The organism is Microcystis panniformis FACHB-1757 (assembly GCF_001264245.1).
Classification (GTDB): domain Bacteria; phylum Cyanobacteriota; class Cyanobacteriia; order Cyanobacteriales; family Microcystaceae; genus Microcystis; species Microcystis panniformis.
This window is the reverse complement of record NZ_CP011339.1, coordinates 63,029-86,753: the sequence shown is the minus strand read 5'-3', so window position 1 is coordinate 86,753 and position 23,725 is coordinate 63,029. Positions and strand designations below refer to the sequence as shown.

The following is a 23,725-nucleotide window of genomic DNA, read 5'->3' as shown; positions in this document are numbered from 1 at the left end:
TGAATAGCTGGAAAAATGATTGGCCACCCCCTTCTTTTTAGCTGTTATCGAAACAACCCTGGGTGCATCTCATTTTTGCCCTCTCAAAAATTAATTATGCAAGAACTCTATAGTAGGGTTGATTCATGAATCAACCCTACCCAAACCCTAGAGCGCATTAGTTTTTCGGTGGGATGCTTACAGGCAGCTGCTGATATATCTGTAATAATTTAAGGGTCACTGATAATTGCTGATTGTCGGTATTTCTGCAAATGTGAGATGCACCCAACAACCCTTGTCTAAAACCTCGCCTTCTAGTCAGATTCTTCCCTCCTGCCTCCTGCCTTCGTTAGCTCTGGTAGTTTTAAGTTATGTTAAGAAAAGTAAATACAAACGTAAAACTACTATGGTATTAACTCCGACAATTGGCGAAAAATCCTATAATCGTCAGGATTGGCAAAAAGGCTATCAATCCCAACCTAACGAGTACGATTACGAGGTAGAAGACATCGAGGGGCAAATTCCCCCCGATTTACAGGGTACAGTCTTTAAAAACGGCCCCGGTTTACTCGATATCGCTGGCACTGCGATCGCTCATCCCTTTGATGGGGATGGTATGATCAGCGCGATTAGCTTCAACCATGGCCGCGTACATTATCGTAATCGTTTTGTGAAAACTGAGGGTTATCTCAAGGAAAAGGAAGCGGGAAAACCCCTTTATCGCGGTGTTTTCGGCACGAAAAAACCGGGGGGAATTTTCGGCAATGCTTTTGATTTGCGTCTGAAAAATATTGCTAATACTAATGTTATCTACTGGGGTGATAAATTACTGGCACTTTGGGAAGCGGCCGAACCCCATCGCCTCGATTCTAAAACCCTTGATACTATTGGTTTAGACTATCTCGATGGTATCTTAGAAAAAGGCGATGCTTTTGCCGCTCATCCTCGCATCGATCCCGCTTGTATTTTCGATAATCATCAACCTTGTCTGGTAAATTTTGCTATAAAAACGGGTTTGTCTAGTTCAATTACTCTCTACGAAATTAGTCCCACGGGTAAGTTATTACGTCGTCATACCCACAGTATACCGGGCTTTTGTTTTATCCACGATTTTGTTATTACTCCCCACTACGCTATCTTTTTCCAAAACCCGGTTGGTTATAATCCTTTTCCCTTTCTTTTTGGGTTAAAAGGTGCGGGAGAATGCGTCATCAATCAACCGGACAAGTTAACTAAGATTATTATTATCCCCCGGGATCCTAACAAAAGAGAAGTGAAAGTTTTAGAAACTCCATCAGGTTTTGTCTTCCACCATAGCAATGCTTTTGAACAACTTGCCCCGAGCTACGTCGAAGGGGGGGAGAAAATTTATATTGATTCTATTTGTTATCAATCCTTACCACAACTGGATTCAAATAGCAGTTTTCAATCGGTAGATTTTGATAGTTTAGCACCCGGACATCTGTGGCGATTTACACTAAATTTATCAGAAAATACCGTTACAAGAGAATGTATTCTAGAGCATTGTTGTGAGTTTCCCAGCATCAATCCTGCAAAAGTTGGTCGAGATTACCGTTACTTATACATCGCTGCCACTCATCATGCCACCGGTAATGCTCCTTTGCAAGCAATCTTAAAACTGGACTTATTAACGGGAGAAAAACAATTACATTCTTTTGCTCCCCGGGGATTCGCAGGTGAACCAATTTTTGTGCCTAAACCCGATGGAATTGCTGAAGATGATGGTTGGTTATTGGTAGTTACTTACGATGCGGCCAATCATCGATCGAATGTGGTAATCTTAGATGCTAAAGATATCACTAATTCCCTAGGGGTTATCCATCTTAAACATCATATTCCCTACGGGTTACACGGTAGTTGGGCCAGACAATGTTTTTAAGTTAATTGTCTAGGGGTGGATTGAAAACCCACCTTGACTAAACTTTACTCTTGAGAGCCTTCTTGTAATAGCCAAAAACCAGCGAAGGATTGCGATTCAGGGTTAGATTGAACGGCTAAAAAATGCAGATTATTGGCTTTTTGTTTAGCTTCTTCAAAGTTTTTGGCTTCGTTTAAAGTCTTGGCATTAGTGACATTGACGAGAATCCAGCTATCACTAGCACCCGTTTCTAAACGTAGCACGGGACGGGAACCAGTTTCTAACTTTAAATAGGCCATTTCTAACCCTGACATCCAACCAGCTAGGGGTAAAGCGCGGGGGGAAAAAATAACTAAACCGGGGATTTTTAGATTCTTATCTAATCCCATCCCTAGTATAGGCAAATTTTCTCCGAAGCTAATATCCCAATCTTTTAGATCATGAAAAGAAGACAATTCTAGCGTAACAAAAGCCCATTTATCTGCCTTATCTCCTCGGACAGCATCGGGAAGGGGAACAGCATTTAAAGGGGGATAATTCACGGAAGCAGTTTTAGTTAAATTTTGATCATAACCAACTTCTTGAGGATAGAAATTAACCATTCTTTCTTCTATCCATCTCGTTAAAGCATGAGTGCGACGACTAGGGGAAGCGGGAATACCGATATCCTCGCAAGCTTTGCTAATCATGTTATTCATCTGACGACGGAAAAAACGAATTTTTTTGGGAGTTACTCCCGCTGCCTTGATAGCTGCAGTAATTGCCTCTCCTAACCATTGGGAATTAACCATCGTACTAGGACAATAACTGGCATATTTAAATATTGTATCGGAGGGGCGATCGATTGTTGCCGGAGTTTCACAGATTAATAATTCCCATCTTTTTTTATTATTTTCATCCACCACCGGCCGCGAATAAAAATCAAGTTCCCAAATAGTCATATTTTTTTCAGTTATCAGTTATCAGTTATCAGTTATCAGTGAGGGGTTAGGGTGTTGGGGTTTTAGGGTGGTCACTGCGTGCGCGTTGCGGGTAGGGGCTCTTCTCGACTTTGTGTGATAATTTTTGCTTATGGAATCGTGAAATGTTTACTGGGAAAGACTTTTAGGACTATTTTGCGGATATTCTATCAGTATAGACCTAGTTTCCACACAGAAACCAGAAGAGCCGGGTAGGGTCGTTTCATTCTATCAAATGTCATTCTCTCAAATTTTTATCTGGCAACGTTTTTAGTCGATGCTTACCTCATAAGCGATTAAAGGTAGCAAAAAAAGAATTAGATTCGGAGAATGAATCAGTCCTACGCGTTGCGGGGGGTGTTGGGGTTTTAGTTGAAATTCCCCCATCTCCCCACTTCCCCACTTCCCCACTTCATAATTCATAACGAAGTGGTCTCCCTATCCCCTATTCCCGACAACAGTACGAACGCGGTAGATAGGACGTTTTTGGGATTCATGGTAAGTTCGCATCAAAATTTCTGCCAAAAGACCAAAACAGAGTAATTGTACCCCAGTTAAAAAGAATAACACGGCCAAGATTAACAAAGGTCGATCGCCGATTTCTTGTCCGAAACCGAGTTTGAGAATAGTCAGATAAGTACCTAAAATAATCCCCACTACCATCGATAACAGTCCGTAGAATCCAAAAATGTGCATCGGACGGGTGAGGAACTTTTTCATAAAAAAGACAGTAAATAAGTCCATAATCACGCGAATTGTGCGACCTAAACCATATTTACTCTGTCCGAACCTTCTAGGGTGGTGATTAACGGGAATTTCGGTTATTTTTGCCCCTTCAATAAAAGCTAATGCGGGTAAAAAGCGATGTAATTCCCCGTAAAGATTCATATCGGCGACTAATTCGGCTCGATAGGCTTTCAAAGAACAACCGTAGTCGTGTAATTTGACCCCTGTTACCTTGCCAATCAGCCAATTAGCTATTTTTGAGGGTAAAAGCCGTTTTACCTTGTCATCTTGGCGATTTTTGCGCCAGCCACTCACGAGGTCATAACCTTCCTCCAATTTGGCCAATAATAGGGGTATATCATTGGGATCGTTCTGTAAATCGCCGTCGAGGGTAATGATGACCTGTCCCGTGGCATAATTAAATCCGGCAGCCATGGCGGGGGTTTGTCCGTAGTTGCGTCGCAATATTACCGCCTTGAGATCATCGCGATTTTTGGCTAAATTAGTTAAAACCTCGGTAGAACCGTCCTTAGAACCGTCGTCAACACAGATAATCTCGTAGTTAATTTGATAAGAACGCAAAATCGAGGCGATACTCTCCACGAGATGGGGAATACTGTCCACTTCGTTATATATGGGAACCACTACCGATAAAGTCTGGATAGCAGCCTGCGGGTTGGGTTCGTTGACACTGATGGACGGTGTAATCGGGGACATATTTGACTGACGCGGGGACGTTTTGGGGCGATTGTATCACAATTCAGTTATCAGTTATCAGTTATCAGTTATCAGTTATCAGTTATCAGTCATCAGTTATCAGTTATCAGTCATCAGTTATCAGTTATCAGTCATCAGTTCACTGATTACTGTTTACTGTTTACTGTTCACTGTCCACTGTTCCCTGAAAATACCCCCCACTTCCCACTTCCCCACTTCCCCACTTCCCACACCCCACACCCCACACCCCACACCCTACACCCCTTATCCCTGTTCACTGCTCCCTGTTCCCTGTTCCCTGTTCTCTGTTTCCTTTTTGGCTAAAATTGCCTGACGAAAACCTAAAACGACAAGAATATTGGAGAGGGTGAGGAAAAGTTCGGCGCTGCCGTGTAACCAATCGACGTTGGCTAATTCTTTACCATAGTGGATTTTGGCGTAGATACCGGCAGGAATGGTGATAAAAACGAAGATTAACAGCACATAAAAGCCAATTAAGGCTAAACGGGGCATTTTTCCTGAACGAGTGATCAACCAAAGAAACCCCAGATAGGGAAACAGGGAAATGGCAAATAAACTCTCTTTATTCATTGTTAACGCTAATTTTACTGGAACGCCACAGCCACCAACCGGCAGCACAGAGGGTAAAATTTCCTAAGACAGTCATGGCTGCCTGTAGGGTGACTAACCAGGATAAGGCACTGATATTATCAAAAAAATGCCATGTACAGGCACACATGGCCCCAATTAAAGCGGGTAACATTCCCCAAGATAACATTCGCCACGATCGATCGCTACTGATTTCGCCATAGGTCCACACTAACCAGATCGCCGCTATCCATTCTACGACACTCGATACATGAACTATCCACGTCGGTATTGATAAAGCATTCATTTTTTTACAGTTATCAGTTATCAGTTATCAGTTATCAGTGGGTAAGTTATCAGTTATCAGTTATCAGTTATCAGATTTGAGTTCTTATCTCGTTCCTAGGTTCTACCTGGGAACCCTTTATTCAGGTTCTACCTGAAGGATATTTTAATAAAGAGCCTTAAATATTGTGTGTCAAGACAGAGCCTTGGCACAAGCAAAATTTTCTAGCCATTTAATTACCTGTTGACCTAAGCTAACATTGTTTAATCGATCGATCTCGCGAATGCCGGTGGGACTGGTGACATTAACTTCCGTCAGATAGCCACCAATCACATCTAATCCGACAAAATATAGGCCATCTTCTCGTAATTTTGGGGCTAAAGTGGCACAGATTTCTAATTCTCGATCGGTGATTTCTGTTTTTGCTACTCGTCCACCCACGGCCATATTACCGCGAAATTCTGAACCGGTGGGAATGCGATTAACTGCCCCGATCGGTTCACCATTGAGGACAATAATGCGTTTATCTCCTTCTTTGGCAGCTGGTAAATAATCTTGGATCATTACCGGTTCTTGTCCCCATTTTGTGCTAATTTCAATCATTGAATTGAGATTGCGATCTTCGGGACTAAGAAATAAAATTCCCTCCCCTGCTTTACCCCCCAAAGGTTTCATAACTGCCGCCCCTTTTTGGTTGACAAATTCCCTAATTGTCGCTTTATCTTGGGAAACAATTGTAGCAGGCATTACCTGAGCAAAGTGAATAGTATATAACTTTTCATTGGCATGGCGTAAACCCCTAGTTGAGTTAATTACTTGGGTTTTTTGGGGGTCGATCAAGTCTAATAAATAGGTGGCATAAAGATAGGCAATCGTCACGGGTGGATCTTTTCGCATCCAGACAAAATCGAAGTTTTCTAGACAGGTAAAAACTGTTTCTTGTCTTTGATACCATTGAGATACAGCCTCCCAATGATTATCTTTTAACTCCACAGGAACCAGTTCAATTTTAGTTAGTTTTGCCCAAGCTTTTCCCGCAATTGCACTGAGATCGGTGATGGAAGTAATCCAGACTTCATGACCTAATAATTGGGACGCTTCCATGATAGCTACACTGGTATCATGGCCCGGATCTAGATACTCGATCGGATCGATAATAAAGGCTAGTTTCATTAATAGTTTTTATCCTTAATTCTGCAACAGGGGAGCTAAACCACCACTTCTCTCTAAAGCATAGATGTCATCGCAGCCCCCGATGTGTTGATCGTTTATAAAAATTTGTGGTACGCTTGTACGACCATTGGCTCGATCGGACATTTTGGCTCGCGCTTGTTCATCACCATCGATACAATATTCGGTAAACTCCACTCCTTTTTTCTTGAGTAATGCTTTAGCGCGGATACAGAAAGGACAGGAACTCCAAGTATAGATCTCAACTTTAGCGGCCATAAAATTTATCTGTTTTCTTTACAGTTCTTAATTTTAGCCGATAACCGAGCAGTGATCTTCCTTCAAGTCAGAAAACGCCAATTAGGGCGATTCCACTGATATATTGCTTGTATTTGCCATTCTTCACCGTTTTGAAAGCGAATACGGCAACTAACAGGGTGGGAGTCATCCTCACTTTCATTTACGGCGTTGTCAGATCAGAAGAGGAAAGATGCCATGCAATCCTTGCTATCAAAGTAATTTCAGTTCCGGTGCTGATTCGGATCATTTTTCCATTTGACAACGCCTATTGTAGGGCTAATTCATGAATTAGCCCTACACCTATTACCTCACAGGTAAACCCGTCGCAACTATCGAGAGCGTCTGTGGGAATCCATTCCCATGAGAGTCCTAAAAAAGCTGATTTCAAAGGGTGACGATCCACGATAATCTAAGTATTGGGGAAATCATACCGTAAAATCACTCATCTATGACACCACGCTCGCTCACCGTTTTGCTCCTTTCTGTTCTTTTCTGGCTGTCTAGCTGGCTTATCATCCCTACTGCTCAAGCTTTGACCCCAATTCAACTATTAGATGTATCTTACAAAGACTGTCCCCCCGAATTAGCCGAGGGGAGTGTCACCAGTGGGGGAACCAGTTTTCCGGCTAATTGTTTTTTAATCACCGGCAAAGCTAAAAATAATTCTGGAAAAACCGTCTATGATGCCGATGTTTTTGGTCGGATTTACGATGCTAACGGGGAACCAGCTTTACAAAATCGTAGCCGAGTCGGGGCAATTCCCGAAGTGCCACCGGGGATTAGTGATTTCGAGATCAGAATTTCTGTTTCTACCAATCAACCAACCCCCCTGCGACTGGAAAAATTCAAAGCTTCCGGTTTTACCAGTAGTGTGGATCCGCGGATTTAGAAACCGCTACTGACCAGACTGGTGGCCCCTGTGGCTACGACACTCTGAACAACGTTGAGCAGCAGGAATGCGAGAATCGGGGACAAGTCCATCCCGCCTAGGGGTGGGATAATCGAGCGAAAAAGGTTTAAATAGGGATCGGTAATCGGACTGAGAAAAGACATAATCTGATAGGCCCAACCAGCATTTTGGAACCAAGTCAGTAAAACCCTAACAATTAGGATTACCGAGTAAATTTGCAGGAAATTGTTGATTATCGTCAAAATAAACCCTATATCGCTCATAAATAAATATTCCCTCAAGAGGGCGTGATGGTTAGTTTAGCTTTGATCTTACCAAAAAAATCGTCTTAAGTTACTCTCGCCGTCCTATCTTAGTGGTTTTGACCAGCTATCGCTATTCCTTCTGGTTGACGGACACCGGGTAAGAAAACTGAATACAGCAGTTATCTTAATGGTGAGGTACGAAGTTTTCCTTTTGGGGAGACTCGGATTGTTCAAGTAGTTTTTCCATAGCTAACTGACGGTCCGGATGGGAGGACAGATAAAAACGATTGCATGGTATGATAAAGGTTTTGGAACTATTGTTTTAGGTCAAGATCATGGCGAAACGAATGCAGGTTATCCTCAATCAAAAAGTCAGCAAATTGGGTGAAAATGGCGATGTGGTGGAAGTGGCACCCGGTTATGCGCGCAATTACCTTATCCCCCAAGGGGTGGCCGTTTTAGCCACCAAGGGTGCGATTAAACAGGCAGAATTTAGGAAAGAAAAAGAGCGTCAACGTCTCCTTGCCGAAAAACAAGAAGCGGAAACCAGAAAAACTGCGATCGAAAAACTCAGTCCCTACACCATCCCTAAACAGGTGGGTGAAAACGAGGCCATTTTCGGTACTGTCACCAGTCAAGATGTGGCTACGGTTATTCTAGAAAATGCTAAATTAGAAATCGATCGCCGTGGTATTACCGTCCCCGATATCGGTCAATTGGGAGTCTATAAAGTACAAGTCAAACTCCATCCCGAAGTTAGTGCCGATATCGAAATTAAAGTAATCGCACAATAACAATTATCGGGGCATAGTTATCAGTAATCAGTGAAAATTTATCAGAGCGATTAACTAGCTAATGGCTGCTAGCTAATAACCATTAAAATATCAACAATTATGACTCATTCCACGGACATAAAAACCCTAGCACGATGGATGGCGGCGGATTTTAGTAATCAAGAACAAGCTTTTGCTAATCCGCCTTTTTTTGCCCATATTCGCGTGTGTATGCGTCCTTTGCCCGATGAATTACTGAAGGGAACCAGTTTATTTTTAGAGCAGGCCTACGATTTTATGCTCAATACTCCCTATCGTTTGCGAGTATTTAAATTATCGGTAGTCGATGACCATATTGAACTAGAAAACTTTAAAGTTAAAGAGGAAGCTAACTTTTTTGGTGCTTCTAGAGAACCCCAACGTCTCAAAAATCTCAGCTTAGACCTATTAGAACCGATGCCGGGTTGTGATATGAATGTAACTTGGACAGGTAACAGTTTTAAAGGGGTGGTGAAACCGGGGAAACAATGTTTAATCTTTCGCAAAGATAGAATGACTTATTTGGATAATAGTTTTGAAATTAGTGAACAGGGATTAATTAGCGTTGATCGCGGTTTAGATCCCGAAACCGATCAATTAGTCTGGGGTTCGATCGCCGGTCCCTTTGAGTTTGTGCGTCGCAGTAGTTTTGCTGAGGAAGTGTGAGAAAAATTCTCGGTTTTTAGCTATGAAAATCGCCACATGGAATGTCAACTCGATTCGCAGCCGACAAGAGCAGGTAATTAATTGGTTACAACTCAATCCCGTTGAGGTTTTGTGCTTGCAAGAAACTAAGGTAATCGATCGAGATTTTCCCAGAGAAGCTTTTGAATCTTTGGGTTATCATCTCTATATTTCTGGACAAAAATCCTATAATGGTGTAGCGATTTTTAGCCGAAAACCGATGGACGATATCACTGTGGGATTTAGTCCAATTATCGGCGAAAATTTAACGGGAGAACTAGACGAACAAAAACGTTTAATTACTGGAGTAATCGGCGATATTCGGATTATTAATCTCTACGTTCCTAACGGTTCTTCCCTAGATAGTGACAAGTATATTTATAAGCTTAAATGGTTAGAAACTCTTAGGAAATATCTAGATAAAATAATTAATTCTCAACCCCAAGAATTATGTATCTGTGGTGATTTTAATATTGCCTTAGAAGATAAAGATATTTATGATCCCAAGGGCAAAGAAAATCATATTATGTCTTCAGCTAAAGAAAGAGAAGCTTTAGAAAAGGTCTTAGAAATTGGTTTACAAGATGCCTTTAGAAAATTCACCTCGGCAGCAGGACATTATAGTTGGTGGGATTATCGCAGCGGTGGTTTTGCTCGTAACCGAGGTTGGCGAATCGATCATCTTTATTTAACTCCTCAGCTATACGAAAAAGCCGTTAATTGTCTGATCGATCGAGAACCCAGAAAACAAGAAAAACCTAGCGATCATACCCCTGTTATTCTAGAAATATCAAGCAAAAATAGCTAAAGGATCAACCTAGACTTTGCACAGCCAGAATTTTGCTCTCTTAGCTTCCCTAACCGGGGACTTTCACCTTGAGGATTTATTCGGTAACGAGAAAATGCTATGATTCGGGTTGAATTTACCAAGTTTATTAAATTATGCGTTCTCCCCAATTAATTGTTCTATTGCTCGGTTTATCCTTTCTCCCCAGCATCTCCCCCGCTTTTGTCCATGCTAGTCCCTCGATAGTGCCAGTGAAACAATCGAGTAATCGCGATGGGGGACAAAAAATCAGTGAAGCGGAAATTAAAGCAATGATTCAAGACATTGAAACCGCTATTAAAGATAAAAATATCGCCCTAATCCTCAAACACTATGCCCCGTTTATTTCCTCGCAATTGACCATTAAAACCGATGCTAGTACCGAAATTTTTGAGTTAGATGGCATCACGGAACATAAAATATTTTTAGAGGAATCCTACAAAAATATCAAAAGTATAGAGGTTCTTTCTGAGAATTGGGACGTGGATATTCTTGCTAATGACGAGATGGCGATTATCACTCGCGAGCGGGTAGTCAATATTACCAACACCGAGGGTGATAACTATATAGTGGCATCGGAAGCAGTGGCTAAAGTCGCTCCCATCGACGGCAAATTGAGGATATTTTCCATTCAAGAAACCGCCGAAGTGGGACGCAGACCAAAAAAATAATTAACTTCTCCGGTTGGGACTGGACCAACCCGACTCCCGCCGTCTTCGTCCCTCGATAAAACCGTCATCGTAGTCTCTGGAATTGCGCGGATTATCATAGCGGGCAAAGTTAAAACCGTCCTCTAGTCCGCGCTGAAATTCTTGCTCTGGTGGCACAAATCGATAACGTTGTCTATTATCCTGTACCGCTCGGTTGATTAACAACGCCCCCGCTCCAATACCAACGGCCTCACCAAAGGTTAAAGACCTAGCATAATTGATGTTAATTGTCAAGAAAGTTGTTGTTAAAATTAAGGCTTTTCCCCAATGTTGACCCATAAAATCCTCCTTCAAAAAATCAGGTTGACAACAAAACCAGTACAGATAGAGAGTTTCTCATAAAATCGACCACTGAATCCCTAAAATGAAAACTTTGTACCTCACCATTACGATAAGTGAGATCAAGAAGTTTTAGAAGAATGGGAGTGAAAGCGAATCCCCAAGAAGACATCGTAGAGGAAACTCCAGAAATTCTTACCTTGCAGTAAACCCAGAGACTGTTCACAGTCTTTTGCGTCTAAAAGCGGTTTAGTGGCATAGTATGCCGGTTGGTATTTGTACCAGGGAATCGACGGCCAAAGATGATGCACGAGATGATAATTCTGCCCTAAAATCAGCAGATTTAAGAGGGGACTGGGGTAAACTCGGGCATTTTTCCAACGATTACGCTCTTGGAAAGGACGATGGGGAAGATAATCAAAAAATAAACCGAGGGCAATTCCCACCACTAAAGCGGGAACAAACCAAAAATTCATCACATAGCCAATAAAACCGAATTGACAGGCGACGATGACTATGGTAGCCACAAAAAGACGACTGAGGAACCATTCCAGCAGTTCGTATTTTCGCCAGAGTTGCCGCTTAAAAAAGAAGATTTCATGATAAAAAAATCTGGCCGCAATCATCCACAAAGGTCCACCAGTGGAGACAAAATGATCCGGATCATTTTCGGGATCGTTAACGTGAGCATGGTGCTGTAAATGGACTCTAGTGAAGACCGGAAAGGCAAAACCGAGCATTAAAGCACTACCATGACCTAAAATAGCATTAAATACCCGATTCCTATGGGCAGAATTATGAGAGGCATCGTGGATAACTGTCCCCGATAAATGTAAAGCGAGGACATTAGCACTAAAACAAATCCAGTCCGGCCAGGACCATAGCCAATAGCCACAGGTAGATAGGGTTATTAGGCTCAAGGCACTGAAAAACATGGTAACGTTTGGGTTGAAGCCCCCCGGTGCTTTTAAATACTCTTTGGGGACTGTCAGCAACATCTCGGCCGACTGCATTATGGGTGTTGCTCCTTATTGTGTTCGCTTTACTGGCGTAAATTATCATACTACGCCTTTTTCATAAAGTTTTGTAACATTATCTTAATTAATCTAAAGCTATGAAGAAAGTAAGGATTTGTTATATGGTCTTCCCCCTCAGTCCCCGAAGGAAAAACGAGGCTACAAGAGAAAATCACGGGCGCTTAACGCCAGTTTCGCACTTAAATGATTAAAAAATTCGGCCAGAGACTCGGCTTGAGAGGGAGCGATCGCCTGTTTCCCCAGCATCACCGATTCTACTCTATCCCGATCGCCGAAAATATCGACAAGACACTCCCTATCGATATCGAATTCATGCAGTAAAGATTCTAACGTAGCGGTAGGATTTGTTCGGGCGATCGGATAATATTTCCGCTCGTATTCTTCCACTAATAAGACCAGTAAATCGAATAATAGTCCTTCGTCATTGCTTAACTCCCGTGACATCATCCCTTCAATTATGCTTAAAAATCGCTCGTATTCTTGCGAGTTATTAATCGGTTTCGGTTGATACTGCAAGCGACCTTGAACCTCTACTAAATTTTTCCAGTTAGCCTTACTAGCGAAGTTATAGTTACTAATTCTGTACGCAAATATTGCATCTAGAATTAGCTTTGTACGCTTTGACCCGTACTGGGTTAACTACGAACCTCTCTATCGGATTCCCGCTAAAGGCGGCCTCTCCGACTACCTTTCTTCCAATATTTAAGGAACCATTAATATCTGCTCCCTAGAAATAACCCGACGAGCTTCTGAATAGTCCTCTTTTAATTCTCTTGCCTAAATAGGTTTTTTGCTTTTGAATAAACTCTAAGTCCAAGAAACTACATTTAGAGGTATAGCTTTCATTAGTTTTTTTGACCTCTATTCCTACTAAATTTGCTTTATAGGTAAGTTGTTCGATAAACCTTGAATGAGGAATATTTATGAATGACTGGTTATTTCTATCTCCAATATTAAGGTTTTGTTTCCAGCCTTGATTATGACCAATAACTAAAAGGTTAATTTGATGAGCTAGTAATTTATCAATAATATATTTACTAGCGGTGTGGAGGTAATAATCCACCTTACAATTACGCTTTAAAGTTAAACCTTGTATTCTTTTACTGGTCTTCTGGAGACTGGGTAATTCCGATTTGAGTTTAGCTAGTGTCTTGTTGTACTTTTGATTGCAGGATTTTAAGGCTTTTCCACATACTAAAGTTGGCTGAAATTCGGGAATATTAGAGGTAACAGCAGCTAGGTTATTTAAGCCTAAATCGATAAAAGCATATCTTTCTCCCTCTTGACTTGATGAGGATGGTTGTTCATAGACAATCTCTAAACAATAAGCACCCAATTTAGGAATAATCCTGACCTCTAAGACTTCCTTTAAATTAGTTTTAAATTCTAAATTAGTCCCTGATAGCTTGATTAAACCTTACTTCAACGCTTTTTTAGAAATGGCTTGATAGTTATAAGTTAAAACGTTTCTACCTTTTTCCTTGTCTTTGTATCTTGGCAACTTAGGCTCTCCTGTAAATTTATCTGGCGATTTTTTGTATTGTTCTTTCGCTTTTTGGTAGGATTTAAAGGTTTTTTCTACTTGCTTTAATACTAACTGACTTACTTTGGCGGGTAAGGCTTGATAATCTGGACTCATTTTTAAGGCATGATGTAACTCATTCATTGTTAAAAATGGTTGATGTGAAAAGAAACCTTGACGGTTTAAATAAACAGCACAATTATACAGATTCTTCGATAAAAATCCTAATTTATCAATTACTGAATAATTTTTGTGATTAAATTTAATTAGATGTTTTTGAACTAATTTCATCATTCTCCTCAAGGCATTTAATTAAACATTCTGTCTTTCTATTTCGTCGTCTTAATGAGTATAATCGAGCGCAAAATGAGTTAATTATGCTCACGAAGTCTTGCATTAAATCGTCTTTTCTTTCTTCTGCTAGATTAACGACCTCTAGATCTCTATTTGTTTGAGTTAAAAGAACTTTCAGATAATTAAACCCTACTCTGCTTAAACGATCTTTATGTTCTACGACAATCAAATTATAATCAGTTTGTTCTAGAAGTTTTAATAATAGCTTTCGATGATCATTGACTCCACTTCCTACTTCTTTAACTACTCGAACAATTTGATAGCCTTTCGCCATACAATAAGCTTCCAATCTTTTTGCCTGAGTCTCTAAGTCAGATTGATTTTCTGAACTAGAAACTCGCGCATAAATAGCTACTTTATTTTCACCGCAAGAACGGTCATCTTCAAAAATAATAATTGTTCCTGTAGGAAGACGTTCTCCTTGTAACTGCCCTCGATTCCACATTCTCCAAGCAGTGTCATAACTGATCCCTTTTTTCTTAGCATAATCTGATAGTTTCATGTGAACTGCAACGTAAACTTGTACTAACCATATTAGCAGTTGTTTGCAGTCATTTGCATATATTTTTTACAAAACTTTACAATACCAATCCCTAAGAGCGTCTTCTGCGTCCGAGTGGCGTTGCCAAAACTCTCGTAATTTAACTTTACTGATCACGTGCATCGATCGCTAGTTTTATTGTTGTCTTTAACTTAGATAAGTAGCTGGTTATAATTAAATTAAAAATGGATTTTAGGTTCGATCCCCCCTGCCCCCCTTGATAAGGGGGGTGCCGATAGGCGGGGGGATCACCCTTAATAAGGGGGGCATCTGATAATTTTTAACGCCTACCTACTTAAACATCGATCGCTCTAATAATTATAGTGTATGCCAATTTGACCGATCGCTCCCCGCACCCCAGAAAAGCGCACCCCTTCGCGCATCTCTGGGAGATCGCCCTCAATCCCCAATCGAGTAATCAATAGGTAGATAAAGCATAATAAATATAAATAGCAACAACCTTGACAAAATGGGCGGGGGGGGTAGAGTTCGGGGGAATTTAGCTAAACAATGTCTTCTATGCCACTCAAAAGTTCCTTTTGCTATTCCGTCGCCCTCGCCACGGTAGCCACCGCCACCCTCGCACCAGTTGCCAGCGCCGCAACTTTTAACTTTTCCTACACCTCCAGCTTAGGAACCATCACTGCGACGGTGGACGGAACCCTGCAACCGGATAACAACACGGTATTCGTCAGTTCTATCAGTAATACCACCTTTAACGGCTCTCCCGCCCCCGCTCTTCCGTTCGTAGGTTCTTTTGCCGGTGTCATCTCTAGTGGTTCTGTAACGGGTCAGGCGGTGCTATCCTTAGACGGATCGGGACTAGATTTTGCCGCTTGTGACAACACGGCTTGTAGTAGTAGTGGATTCGGCTTTTCACCCCCTAACGTTGTTGGTCAGCAATTCCAAATTCAGAATGTAGCAAGGAATACAGAATACAAAACGCTTTTGCCCTGTAGCTCCCCATCCAAAATCAAGAAGAATTAACGCGAGTAACAGGGATGGCCTCATCGAGCATAAAGTCTAAAAGGTGGTGCCAGCCTTCAAACAGCAGATACTTGGTTAAGCAAAGAACATCGTTAAAAAAGCCTCTGCGAGTCCCCCTTTGCATCCGAGCCCGTTGATAGCGTTCATCGACTAGATGCAGAACAGTATGAAATAAGAAAGCCAGGAGATTGAGGGTCAACAGAAAAGAGGACAAATGTTGCTGACCATGTCCAAAATTATGCTCCAAATGATAGCCCCGAGTTTTGAGCACATTGTGATTCTCATTTTCGGTTCGCCAACGGCTCCGTCCAGCAGCGCAGACCAGAATGACCCGTTGGGGAGTCAGGTCGTGGTTAGTAATCCAGCTATTGCGATAGAGAAGTTGACCATCCGACTCGCGCTTAACGGTCACCTCACACCAATTGACCAGTAAGGCGGGTTGTTGTTCGCGCAGGGGGACTTGATTGAGATAACGATAGTCCCAAATTTCAAAGTATCGCCCATTCCAACGTCGCTGTTGAGTGGTTTTGACTTCTTGATTAGCCTCCAGGAAAGAAACCCACTCATAGAGAGTCGGATGGGAGGACGGTAAACAGACAAAGATAAAGTTGAAATGGTGTTCCAAACAATATTCAGCCATCGGTTGGCGACTATAGAGGTCGTCGCCTAAGAGGGTGATGGGCTGGCCTTCAAACCAGGACGCATGGCTCGCTATCCAGCGTTTTGCCGCGTTTTGCTCACAGTCTTGTTTCTCACTGCCATCTTGAGGAGTGATAAATTCTGGTGGCAAGGAAATGACCGATTTTTGGTCAGGAGAGACAATTACAGGCAAAATAGCTTGATGGTGATAAGTTACCTTCCCCTGTTTCGAGGTGCGGGTTGAGCAACAAGGACAACTAATTTTCTCTGAATCATAGTACTGAGTCCCATCTAGGGCGACGAGTAAGTTGCCATCCAAGGCTGTAAACAGCCTCAAATAGCCTTGTTCTCTCAGACCTTGATAAATCCATTTGAACGGTGAAAAAAGAGGCTTTGCGGCTATTCTATCGAGAATATTCTTTATCTGTTCTATGGTCGGGATATTAACCAGACCAAACAGACTTTGAGCATTATCTCGTCCACAACGACTATTCAATTGACGCTGATATTCTAGAAAGGATTCATTTTGCATAAAGAAGCTAGCAAATGCCCCCAAGACCGCGTCTTTTAGACTGTAGCGAGTAGCATTGCTAGCACTGCGCGGGTCAACCATGCCAGCGATAGCCCTGTGGAAGTAGCTCAGCATCCCTATAAAACTCAAATCTTGGACTTCCATTCCTGCAAAACCCAATGGGCAACTCGTTCACTCTATTTTGAGGGACAGAAGCGAAATCAATTCTGTATCCTACACTACCGTTTGAATTTGGAATTGCTGGTTGTTGGTAATCCGTTCGACCTGTTCGCTTCCATCGGTGGCTACGGTTCTGTTCCTCTTCCAGGCGGCGAACTCTTCGTTCTCGCCAATTATTCCCTGACCCCGGCTGGTACTCCCACCGTTCCCGAACCGGCGACGGTTCTCGGTTTACTCTCCGTTGCCGGGGTCGGTTTATTGTGCAAAGGCCGGAAAATGGAAGGGTAATTTTGACCGACTGATCCCCCCTGCCTCCCCTTATCAAGGTGGGGTTGATTCATAGTAGGGTTGATTCATGAATCAACCCTACTTATCAAGGGGGGTGTCTGACAACTTTTAACGCCTACCTACTTAACTAAAGGGATTAACGATCATCAATTGATTCTCGATTCGCTGACCATCTTGTAAATCTTCACTGTAGAGAATTTGACAGCCCGCTTCCAGAGCGCTGGCCAGTATTAAACTATCAAAGTAACTATATTGATAACGTTCCGCTAGATTCAATGCCATCTCTATCGTATTAACAGAAACGAGGACGATTGGGAATCCCTCGGAAAGCTCTTGTACAGCGTCTCGAATTTGCGAATAGCTTAGGGAAAATTTCCGTTTTAATACATTTATCGTTTCATTTAAAACTTGTGTACTAATCCAAGCCTCACCTGATCGAACACAATCAATCGCTCGCTGTCGTTTATCCGGCTCATCCTCAGAATACCCGCAAATTAAGACATTAGTATCGATAAAAACTTTATCGGGCATTAGCCTCGTCCCGATCGAATGTAAATCCCCGTGTATTTAAAGAAATCGCCTCGAACATCGTTTTTTCAGTTTTCTGGCTCGGATCGGGGACGATTTCCGAGTCATCCAAAACAATCACCCGCATCATCTTACCTTCCCATCGAGAAGAATATCGGGGGGGAACGCTCACCTGACCGTCATAAATAACCGTCCTAAATTCGATCGCTTCCATACATAGCTCCAATTAAACCCTATCTCTACTTTAGCTCTAGAGTTAAGCGATCGATTAAATCCTATCAGGGGAACTGGGACAACGGGAACACCGAAACGGAGACTATAACTATTTTAATGCTAGTTATTTTGTTTGTCTTTGGCCAATGAAAAGAGCGATCGGCGGCTAGAGTATTTCTTTGATGATACTATAACCCCCCGCACCCCAGAAAAGCGCACCCCTTCGCGCATCTCTGGGAGATCGCCCTCAATCCCTAATCGAGTAATCAATAGGTAAATGAAGTATAAGAAATATAAATGATAAAAATCTTGACAAAATGGGCGGGCGAGGGTAGAGTAGGGGGGAATTTAGCTAAACAATGTGTTCTATGCCACTCAAAAGTTCCTTTTGCGGTGGTGATTCGGTAGTAGTGATGGCGGCTTAATCCTTTGCTTTGCTGTGCATTGTAGTCATGGATAAAATACCAAAGGGTTCCCCAACGTGATTCTCCATTTTTTTAGAGAAAGATAGACTCTCTCTCACCAGCCGAGAAATCCTTTGTCGAAAGGTATTATTTAATCTTTCAATAGGATTAGTTTGACCAGTTTCTTTCCCGACCAGTCGATGGCGTTTACTAGGAATTACTGTCTTATAGGACTCCCAAAAGTCTGTGTAAGCAACCGCGCATTGTCGGTAAACACCGGGTAAACTGGCCCCAAAGTTTTTTGGCTGATTGACGACTTCTATCTCCGCGCATAGCAACCAATAATTTCTCGGGTAGTTCTATCGATAGCTAACCAAATATATACCTTGATTTTCTTACAAAATACGAATGACCATAACTCATCACAGAAATTTCTATGATTAATTTGCCTTTAGGTTTGTCTGTTATCTTGACTTGGCGGGGAACTTGGCTAAATTTATTATTAACATAGTTTTGTTACCATGACCAACTTACTCCTGTTACTCTAGCAATTCCTCGTCAGGAAATTCGTTCGAGCAGGAGTTTATCAATTAATTGTTTGGTTTCGTCAGAGAAGGTTTTATTAGTGGGATTGATCACAAACGGTTGACCACATTCTTTACCTTGACGTTTGGGTTTTCCCTTAGGAATAGAACCATTCTTGATCGTACGGTGAGAACCACAATTAGGACAGGGGAATAGAGGTGAACTAGGGGGGGTATTTTGTTCGGTGCTAGACTGATATTTGAGTAAGCCAGACAGGAGCCAGAAAAAGATATTTATCAGAAAAGTCATGAGCAAGCTAGAGGTTTAAAGACTGAGCGGGTTCCAATTATTTTTATTAATAAATATTTTACACAATTCATACCAGGTAAGCAAGAGGGCTACGCCACTACTACCGAATCATTACCAAAATCTGGATTCCTAATCCACACTAAGGAGATATCAGCAAAAGCTTGCTGGATAAAATTTTACAGCCAGCAAATATTAGAAGAATGGGAAAAATTACGTTAAACAATTCTGTCTTGGAAAAGTTAAAAACTGTTCTCAATTAAGCAAGATGAAGATGGCATTGAGAATTTGCCATAGAAAACGGGTTTCTCAAAGAAACCCGTTTTCTGGAATAATCAATGGGAGTGTCAATCTCTTGTCTCGATTAATTCGGGGACAAGTTCAGGAATAAAACCCGGTTCAGCTAAAGAACCAGTAACATGATGTTCAAAGACTTCTGCGGGGGGAAAAGTTTTCTTGACTTCCTGAGATTGGGGATCCGTAGAAGGTAGCCATTTAATTAGGGGTAAAGGTAGGAGAGTAGAGAGATTAGTAATCACTACCAATAACCAAAGGTTATCAAAATTAGTTTCGGTAACTCCCAACCAATGGGTTAATAAAGCGCCGATTTCTTGGGAAACTAATCCTGACATATTCCAGATAGACATTAATAAAGCGAATAGAGATGCTTCAATGCCCACGGGACAAAGACGCGCTGATAAAATTAAGACGGGTAAAAAGGCAATTTGTCCCATGACGGTGAGGATGAGACTATCCCCCAAACTAAACCAATGATCGTCAATACCGAGCGCTCGATTAGTATGGGTAACTAAGAGTAGGGTAGTCATCCCTAAAAGCGCAGAAATCACCGTACTCCAACCCAAAATTAAACGAAAGGAAATCGCTTTTAAAAACCGTTGATATACCCAGATCCCCAGGATCGAGGCTAAACTGGTGACTAAGCGCACTCGTCCTAAAAATTCCGGTTCAAATCCTAACTCGTTGGTGGTGAAGTAAAAAAAGGCAGAATCGGCGCTAGGGGTAGCCTGCCAGAGAAAAATAAAGGCAGTGGGTAATAAAATTGATTTTTGTCTAATGGCTGACCATAGTTGCCCGATTTGCTCCTTGACTTTCGGCGTGGATTGTGAATCATTGTTATTCTTGACTTTTTCCTCTGTAATTAAAAACGCCATGGCTGAGGCAATCAGGGGAAAAATAGCCGTGAGAGCGAAGACAGGACGAGTGCCGAGGTGTGCCAGTAACCAACCACCCAGATAAGCCGTAATTAAGCCGCCTAGCGCCGATATTCCCCAAGTTAAGGACTGTAGAGAACCGGATTGAGTGAAGGACTCTTTGCGCGCTCTTTCTACTACCAAAGAATCGACGATGACATCACTAATGGTGACAGAAAGGGAACCAAGCAGGATCGCGGCCATCGCTTGCCAAGCATTCTCCACCACAGTTGCTAGGGCCAACCAAGCTAAAACCCCGAGAATTCCCGATAAAATTAGGTAGGGCCGACGACGATAGCCGAAAATAGGCAAACCATCCGAAAGAAAGCCAAAAGCTGGTTTAATCACCCAAGGAATCGCCGCCACTCCGATTAATGCCCCCATCTGAGAGGGGACTCAAGGCCAAATCGTCTTTTAAAAAGAAGCTAACCGCTAATCGGGAGAGTCCGAGAATGCCCTGCACGAAATAAACCCCTAAAATGCCAATTAATTCGGGATTAGGGTCATTTCCGAATAAGATACTCTCTTTAAGGAATTTTTTCCCGCGATCGATGCCAAGGCGATTAATAAGCATGAAGTTTCATAAATATTTGTTACTGTCTCTATAATAATGATTGAGCGCTCGATCGGTGCGTTAGCTGTTGGGGTTTAACTGTTGAGCTTTAGGTTTTGGCGGTTGGGTATTGGGTTTTAGGGTTTTAGTGGAATTTCCCTGCTCCACACTTCCCTATTCCCAATCGGCATAACAGGCTCCTTGTCATTTTATCAAGAAAGTTTTTTGCGATCGCTCTGTTAATAAGTACCTAGGCAAAATTATTTACACATGACGATCATTGCCCCGTAAGGGTTTTAGCTCGATCGGGCAGGTAATTAATTTTGCATGACTACTTATACAGAAAGATTTTTTAAAAAGTGTATATTTGGTGTGATATAGGGGAGGTTTATTTATAATGTCTATTTAGCTGGCTCTGGGTGGAGGTCTTGCACTCGTAACTGAGAGTAATTGGCTCTTCTAGGTTCTGTGTGAGCATGGTATAATAGTAACACAGAACAGGAGGTGGGTTATGTGGATAAATTTTGATCAACTCCTCGATTTACCAAATGCAACAGTGGTCAATTATCAAAAAATTGCTCAGACAATTTTCCTAAAGCTTGCTCTTTTAAATGAAACAATTGAATGTCCGAATTGCCATCAAACCTTAGACAGAATCAATCAGACAGAGTATAATCTAGTCAGAGACTTGTCAATATTAGGTAATCCAGTATATTTAGAAGTACCACGCCGTCAGTTTCATTGTCAAAAGTGCCAAAAGTATATCAGCGAAAGACTGAGTTTTATGAGATTAAGACAGCATCATACAATTCGCTATGAATCGATGATTTATGAGAGAGTAAAAAATTGTAGCATCGAAGAAATAAGTCGAGAAGAAGGGTTAGGATGGTCAGAAGTTGAGTTAATATTTAATCACTGTGCTAAAGAACTAGAAAAGGAAGAGTGGGAAGCACCAGAACGAATAAGCTTAGATGAATTTAGTAACTTAAAAGGACATAAAGATTTCATCACAACGGTCGTAGATATGGACAAGAAAATTTTACTAGATGTGATTAAAGGACATAAGCAAGAAGAATTAATGGAAGCCTTAAAAGCACAGCCAGACGCAGTTCGGGAGAAAGTGAAAGAAGTGAGCGTCGATATGTGGTCAGGATTTACAGCAGTGATCAAGGAATTATTTCCCAATGCTAAAATCATCTATGACCGTTTTCATGTAATGGCTATCATCAATGACGAGCTTAATAAATTGAGAAAGTTAATGGGGGTGCATGAAAAAGGATTACCTCATTTATTATGGAAGAATAAAGAGGACTTAAAGGACGAGCAAAAACAACAACTAGAAGTTATTCTGAAAGAACATCCATGCTTAGGAATAGCCGGGGAAATGAAAGAAGAAATTAGACAAATTTATCAAAGTAGTAGAACGTTCAGAGGTGCTGAGAGAAAATTGGAAAAATGGATAAGAATAGGCGGGATATTATATGAAAGTAGTGCCAGGATGATCCAGAAGCATTTGCCAGGTATTTGTAATTACTTTGAAAATCAGACAACCAACGGATTAATTGAGGGAATGAATACCAAAATAAAGCTTATTAAAAGAATGAGTTATGGATTTACCAATTTTGAACATCTTCGACTTAAGCTGTTTGCTTGCTTTAATTCATAACAAAAATTAACACACGAAAACCAGAAGAGCCAGTAATTCTTTAACAATTTTCCTGGTCGAGCTAGAATAGAGACAACTGGACAGTAACCCCAGGGTAATCGCGCGTCGTTTTGTATAGATGGTAACAGACAAAAATCCCTAACTGTTAATTTGGTGACGACGAACTGGCCTGAGTTAATCTGAGAGGAAGTGAAAAATCCTGTATTTTAGTGGTTGAGTATGGCAGAAGGATTTGGTCCCCTAGTCTTGAACCCCAAGCAAGAGCGAGAGGCAAAACTTTTAAGAAAGAGTGTCTTGAAACATTTTCAGCACCTAGAAGACCCCAGAGCAGACAGGGGACGCAATCACAGCCTGGTATCCCTAATTGCCCTAGCCATTTTGGCGGTCTTAGCGGGTGCCGACGGGTTTGTCGCCATAGAAGCCTACGGAAAAGCCAAACAATCCTGGTTCAAGGGGTGACAGAGGGGCTACAAGCTAGATAGAGCGGGGGTCTAGCCAAACGACCCCCTAAAGAAATAGAGTGGTTAGGACAACCACTCAAAATTTTAAAATGTTAAGTAGTCATGCAAAATTAATTACCTGCCCGATCGAGCTAAAACCCTTACGGGGCAATGATCGTCATGTGTAAATAATTTTGCCTAGGTACTTACCTTCATTCTATCAGGCTTGTTTACAGGCGAACCTTAGCGAGGCGAGCTATTTGACCTTACAGCTCCTAATCCTGCTCTTACAAAGTCATCGGATAGTCCAACTAGAGAAACTGGCCGCTCTTTTCCCGCAACCGATAACCTTTGAAAGTAGAAGACGGAATTTGCAGAGATTTCTTAAGCTCCCGCAACTAAACGTGAAACTCTTGTGGTTTCCTTTGATCAAACAGATCGTCAAGCTAGAATTTAGCGGAAAAAATAAAAATCGAGAGCCAAGAAGAAGGCTCAAAAAACTGAAACACGCGGGAAGATTATTAGTCGTCATAGATAGAACCGATTGGAAGGGTAGAAATTTATTCGTCGCCAGTGTGATTTGTGGTCGGAGAGCTTTGCCCGTATATTGGGTGTTACTGGGCTCTTCGGGAATTGTTATGCAAATAATTAACTTAAAATAAAATTCGATGAGAGCGCCTACGCTCAAAAGTAGCTGAAATCCATACAGGGAAGGACTTAAGGCACAAACAGGTTAATACCAAAAGATAG

General features: G+C 41.7%; 27 protein-coding genes and 4 pseudogenes. 12 read left to right on the top strand and 19 right to left on the bottom strand.

What is annotated here, in order from left to right; all coding sequences use genetic code 11:
* The first annotated feature begins 385 nt into the window (after positions 1–385).
* The gene (locus VL20_RS00490) at positions 386–1,879 is read left to right on the top strand and encodes a carotenoid oxygenase family protein (RefSeq protein WP_052275276.1); all 1,494 of its coding nucleotides are present in this window, start codon (positions 386–388) and stop codon (positions 1,877–1,879) included.
* Between the two features lie 44 nt (positions 1,880–1,923).
* Here the strand turns inward: VL20_RS00490 and VL20_RS00485 are convergent, their stop codons facing one another.
* The 3 genes from VL20_RS00485 to VL20_RS00480 form a co-directional block, all read right to left on the bottom strand.
* Complete coding sequence (locus tag VL20_RS00485) at positions 1,924–2,799, bottom strand: Tab2/Atab2 family RNA-binding protein (protein ID WP_052275275.1); 876 nt, start codon at positions 2,797–2,799, stop codon at positions 1,924–1,926.
* Positions 2,800–3,087: 288 nt separating this feature from the next.
* A complete protein-coding gene (locus VL20_RS30910) occupies positions 3,088–3,240 on the bottom strand; it encodes a hypothetical protein (protein WP_158499305.1) in 153 nt (50 codons plus the stop codon).
* 15 nt (positions 3,241–3,255) lie between these two features.
* Entirely contained in the window at positions 3,256–4,260 is a 1,005-nt protein-coding gene (locus VL20_RS00480) for a glycosyltransferase (RefSeq protein ID WP_052275274.1), read from the bottom strand.
* A gap of 2 nt (positions 4,261–4,262) precedes the next feature.
* On the opposite strand from VL20_RS00480, the gene VL20_RS30905 reads away from it, so the two are divergent.
* Positions 4,263–4,406: a hypothetical protein gene (locus VL20_RS30905; protein ID WP_158499304.1), complete on the top strand. Its 144-nt coding sequence runs from the start codon at positions 4,263–4,265 to the stop codon at positions 4,404–4,406.
* Positions 4,407–4,524: 118 nt separating this feature from the next.
* Here VL20_RS30905 and VL20_RS00475 read toward each other — a convergent pair whose 3' ends face one another.
* The 5 genes from VL20_RS00475 to VL20_RS32060 form a co-directional block, all read right to left on the bottom strand.
* The gene (locus VL20_RS00475; RefSeq protein WP_052275273.1) at positions 4,525–4,851 is read right to left on the bottom strand and encodes a DUF3593 domain-containing protein; all 327 of its coding nucleotides are present in this window, start codon (positions 4,849–4,851) and stop codon (positions 4,525–4,527) included.
* A complete protein-coding gene (locus VL20_RS00470) occupies positions 4,844–5,155 on the bottom strand; it encodes a DUF2499 domain-containing protein (RefSeq protein ID WP_002790576.1) in 312 nt (103 codons plus the stop codon). Before VL20_RS00470 ends, VL20_RS00475 begins: the two co-directional genes overlap by 8 nt.
* A gap of 171 nt (positions 5,156–5,326) precedes the next feature.
* Positions 5,327–6,307, bottom strand: coding sequence for a glutathione synthase (gshB, locus tag VL20_RS00465; protein WP_052275272.1), 981 nt, complete (start codon positions 6,305–6,307; stop codon positions 5,327–5,329).
* 15 nt (positions 6,308–6,322) lie between these two features.
* On the bottom strand, positions 6,323–6,583 hold the full coding sequence (grxC, locus tag VL20_RS00460; protein ID WP_052275271.1) for a glutaredoxin 3: 261 nt from the start codon (positions 6,581–6,583) through the stop codon (positions 6,323–6,325).
* Positions 6,584–6,869: 286 nt separating this feature from the next.
* Entirely contained in the window at positions 6,870–6,992 is a 123-nt protein-coding gene (locus VL20_RS32060; RefSeq protein ID WP_284525951.1) for a hypothetical protein, read from the bottom strand.
* A 60-nt stretch (positions 6,993–7,052) separates the two neighbouring features.
* Between VL20_RS32060 and VL20_RS00455 the strand changes: the two genes are divergently transcribed.
* Complete coding sequence (locus tag VL20_RS00455; RefSeq protein ID WP_002741759.1) at positions 7,053–7,493, top strand: hypothetical protein; 441 nt, start codon at positions 7,053–7,055, stop codon at positions 7,491–7,493.
* On the opposite strand, the gene VL20_RS00450 is transcribed toward VL20_RS00455, so the two are convergent.
* Positions 7,490–7,777 carry a YggT family protein gene (locus VL20_RS00450; RefSeq protein ID WP_002766817.1) on the bottom strand — a complete coding sequence of 96 codons (288 nt, stop codon included), beginning with the start codon at positions 7,775–7,777 and terminating at the stop codon, positions 7,490–7,492. The two genes, VL20_RS00455 and VL20_RS00450, sit on opposite strands and share 4 nt — an antisense overlap.
* Positions 7,778–8,094: 317 nt before the next feature.
* On the opposite strand from VL20_RS00450, the gene rplI reads away from it, so the two are divergent.
* The 4 genes from rplI to VL20_RS00430 all read left to right on the top strand — a co-directional run bounded on the left by rplI (position 8,095) and on the right by VL20_RS00430 (position 10,752).
* On the top strand, positions 8,095–8,553 hold the full coding sequence (gene rplI / locus VL20_RS00445; RefSeq protein ID WP_002737358.1) for a 50S ribosomal protein L9: 459 nt from the start codon (positions 8,095–8,097) through the stop codon (positions 8,551–8,553).
* 99 nt (positions 8,554–8,652) lie between these two features.
* Complete coding sequence (locus VL20_RS00440) at positions 8,653–9,237, top strand: chromophore lyase CpcT/CpeT (RefSeq protein ID WP_002766818.1); 585 nt, start codon at positions 8,653–8,655, stop codon at positions 9,235–9,237.
* 22 nt (positions 9,238–9,259) lie between these two features.
* Positions 9,260–10,063 (top strand): exodeoxyribonuclease III, encoded by an 804-nt coding sequence (xth, locus tag VL20_RS00435; protein WP_052275270.1) that lies wholly within the window; start codon positions 9,260–9,262, stop codon positions 10,061–10,063.
* A gap of 134 nt (positions 10,064–10,197) precedes the next feature.
* Positions 10,198–10,752, top strand: a complete 555-nt coding sequence (locus VL20_RS00430) for a hypothetical protein (protein ID WP_052275269.1) — start codon at positions 10,198–10,200, stop codon at positions 10,750–10,752.
* Here VL20_RS00430 and VL20_RS00425 read toward each other — a convergent pair whose 3' ends face one another.
* The 5 genes and pseudogenes from VL20_RS00425 to VL20_RS00400 form a co-directional block, all read right to left on the bottom strand.
* The gene (locus VL20_RS00425) at positions 10,753–11,070 is read right to left on the bottom strand and encodes a hypothetical protein (RefSeq protein WP_002785814.1); all 318 of its coding nucleotides are present in this window, start codon (positions 11,068–11,070) and stop codon (positions 10,753–10,755) included.
* 122 nt (positions 11,071–11,192) lie between these two features.
* On the bottom strand, positions 11,193–12,083 hold the full coding sequence (crtR, locus tag VL20_RS00420) for a beta-carotene hydroxylase (protein ID WP_052275268.1): 891 nt from the start codon (positions 12,081–12,083) through the stop codon (positions 11,193–11,195).
* 162 nt (positions 12,084–12,245) lie between these two features.
* Complete coding sequence (locus tag VL20_RS00415) at positions 12,246–12,623, bottom strand: helix-turn-helix domain-containing protein (protein WP_052275267.1); 378 nt, start codon at positions 12,621–12,623, stop codon at positions 12,246–12,248.
* Between the two features lie 58 nt (positions 12,624–12,681).
* Positions 12,682–13,920, bottom strand: a pseudogene (locus VL20_RS33515) (RNA-guided endonuclease InsQ/TnpB family protein).
* Positions 13,892–14,485: an IS607 family transposase gene (locus VL20_RS00400; RefSeq protein WP_052275265.1), complete on the bottom strand. Its 594-nt coding sequence runs from the start codon at positions 14,483–14,485 to the stop codon at positions 13,892–13,894. The pseudogene VL20_RS33515 and the gene VL20_RS00400 overlap by 29 nt, the downstream one beginning before the upstream one ends.
* A 558-nt stretch (positions 14,486–15,043) precedes the next feature.
* Here VL20_RS00400 and VL20_RS00395 point away from each other — a divergent pair.
* Positions 15,044–15,511, top strand: a complete 468-nt coding sequence (locus VL20_RS00395; RefSeq protein ID WP_284526197.1) for a PEP-CTERM sorting domain-containing protein — start codon at positions 15,044–15,046, stop codon at positions 15,509–15,511.
* On the opposite strand, the gene VL20_RS00390 is transcribed toward VL20_RS00395, so the two are convergent.
* On the bottom strand, positions 15,498–16,826 hold the full coding sequence (locus VL20_RS00390) for a hypothetical protein (protein WP_052275264.1): 1,329 nt from the start codon (positions 16,824–16,826) through the stop codon (positions 15,498–15,500). The genes VL20_RS00395 and VL20_RS00390 overlap by 14 nt on opposite strands.
* A 99-nt stretch (positions 16,827–16,925) precedes the next feature.
* Between VL20_RS00390 and VL20_RS00385 the strand changes: the two are divergent.
* A pseudogene (locus VL20_RS00385) lies at positions 16,926–17,129 on the top strand (PEP-CTERM sorting domain-containing protein); the annotation flags it as partial.
* 123 nt (positions 17,130–17,252) lie between these two features.
* Here the strand turns inward: VL20_RS00385 and VL20_RS00380 are convergent.
* The 4 genes and pseudogenes from VL20_RS00380 to VL20_RS00360 form a co-directional block, all read right to left on the bottom strand.
* Positions 17,253–17,660, bottom strand: coding sequence for a PIN domain-containing protein (locus VL20_RS00380; protein WP_052275262.1), 408 nt, complete (start codon positions 17,658–17,660; stop codon positions 17,253–17,255).
* On the bottom strand, positions 17,650–17,871 hold the full coding sequence (locus VL20_RS00375) for a hypothetical protein (protein WP_052275261.1): 222 nt from the start codon (positions 17,869–17,871) through the stop codon (positions 17,650–17,652). Before VL20_RS00375 ends, VL20_RS00380 begins: the two co-directional genes overlap by 11 nt.
* 439 nt (positions 17,872–18,310) lie before the next feature.
* Positions 18,311–18,979 (bottom strand): annotated as a pseudogene (locus tag VL20_RS26710) (IS1 family transposase); the annotation flags it as partial.
* Positions 18,980–19,452: 473 nt separating this feature from the next.
* Positions 19,453–20,890: pseudogene (locus VL20_RS00360) on the bottom strand (folate/biopterin family MFS transporter).
* Positions 20,891–21,380: 490 nt separating this feature from the next.
* Between VL20_RS00360 and VL20_RS26705 the strand changes: the two are divergent.
* The 3 genes from VL20_RS26705 (at position 21,381) to VL20_RS32045 (ending at position 23,637) form a co-directional block, all read left to right on the top strand.
* Complete coding sequence (locus tag VL20_RS26705) at positions 21,381–22,535, top strand: ISL3 family transposase (protein ID WP_128575107.1); 1,155 nt, start codon at positions 21,381–21,383, stop codon at positions 22,533–22,535.
* 219 nt (positions 22,536–22,754) lie between these two features.
* Entirely contained in the window at positions 22,755–22,994 is a 240-nt protein-coding gene (locus VL20_RS00345) for a transposase family protein (protein WP_052275259.1), read from the top strand.
* Between the two features lie 385 nt (positions 22,995–23,379).
* Positions 23,380–23,637: a hypothetical protein gene (locus tag VL20_RS32045; protein WP_284525948.1), complete on the top strand. Its 258-nt coding sequence runs from the start codon at positions 23,380–23,382 to the stop codon at positions 23,635–23,637.
* The last annotated feature ends 88 nt before the right edge of the window (positions 23,638–23,725 follow it).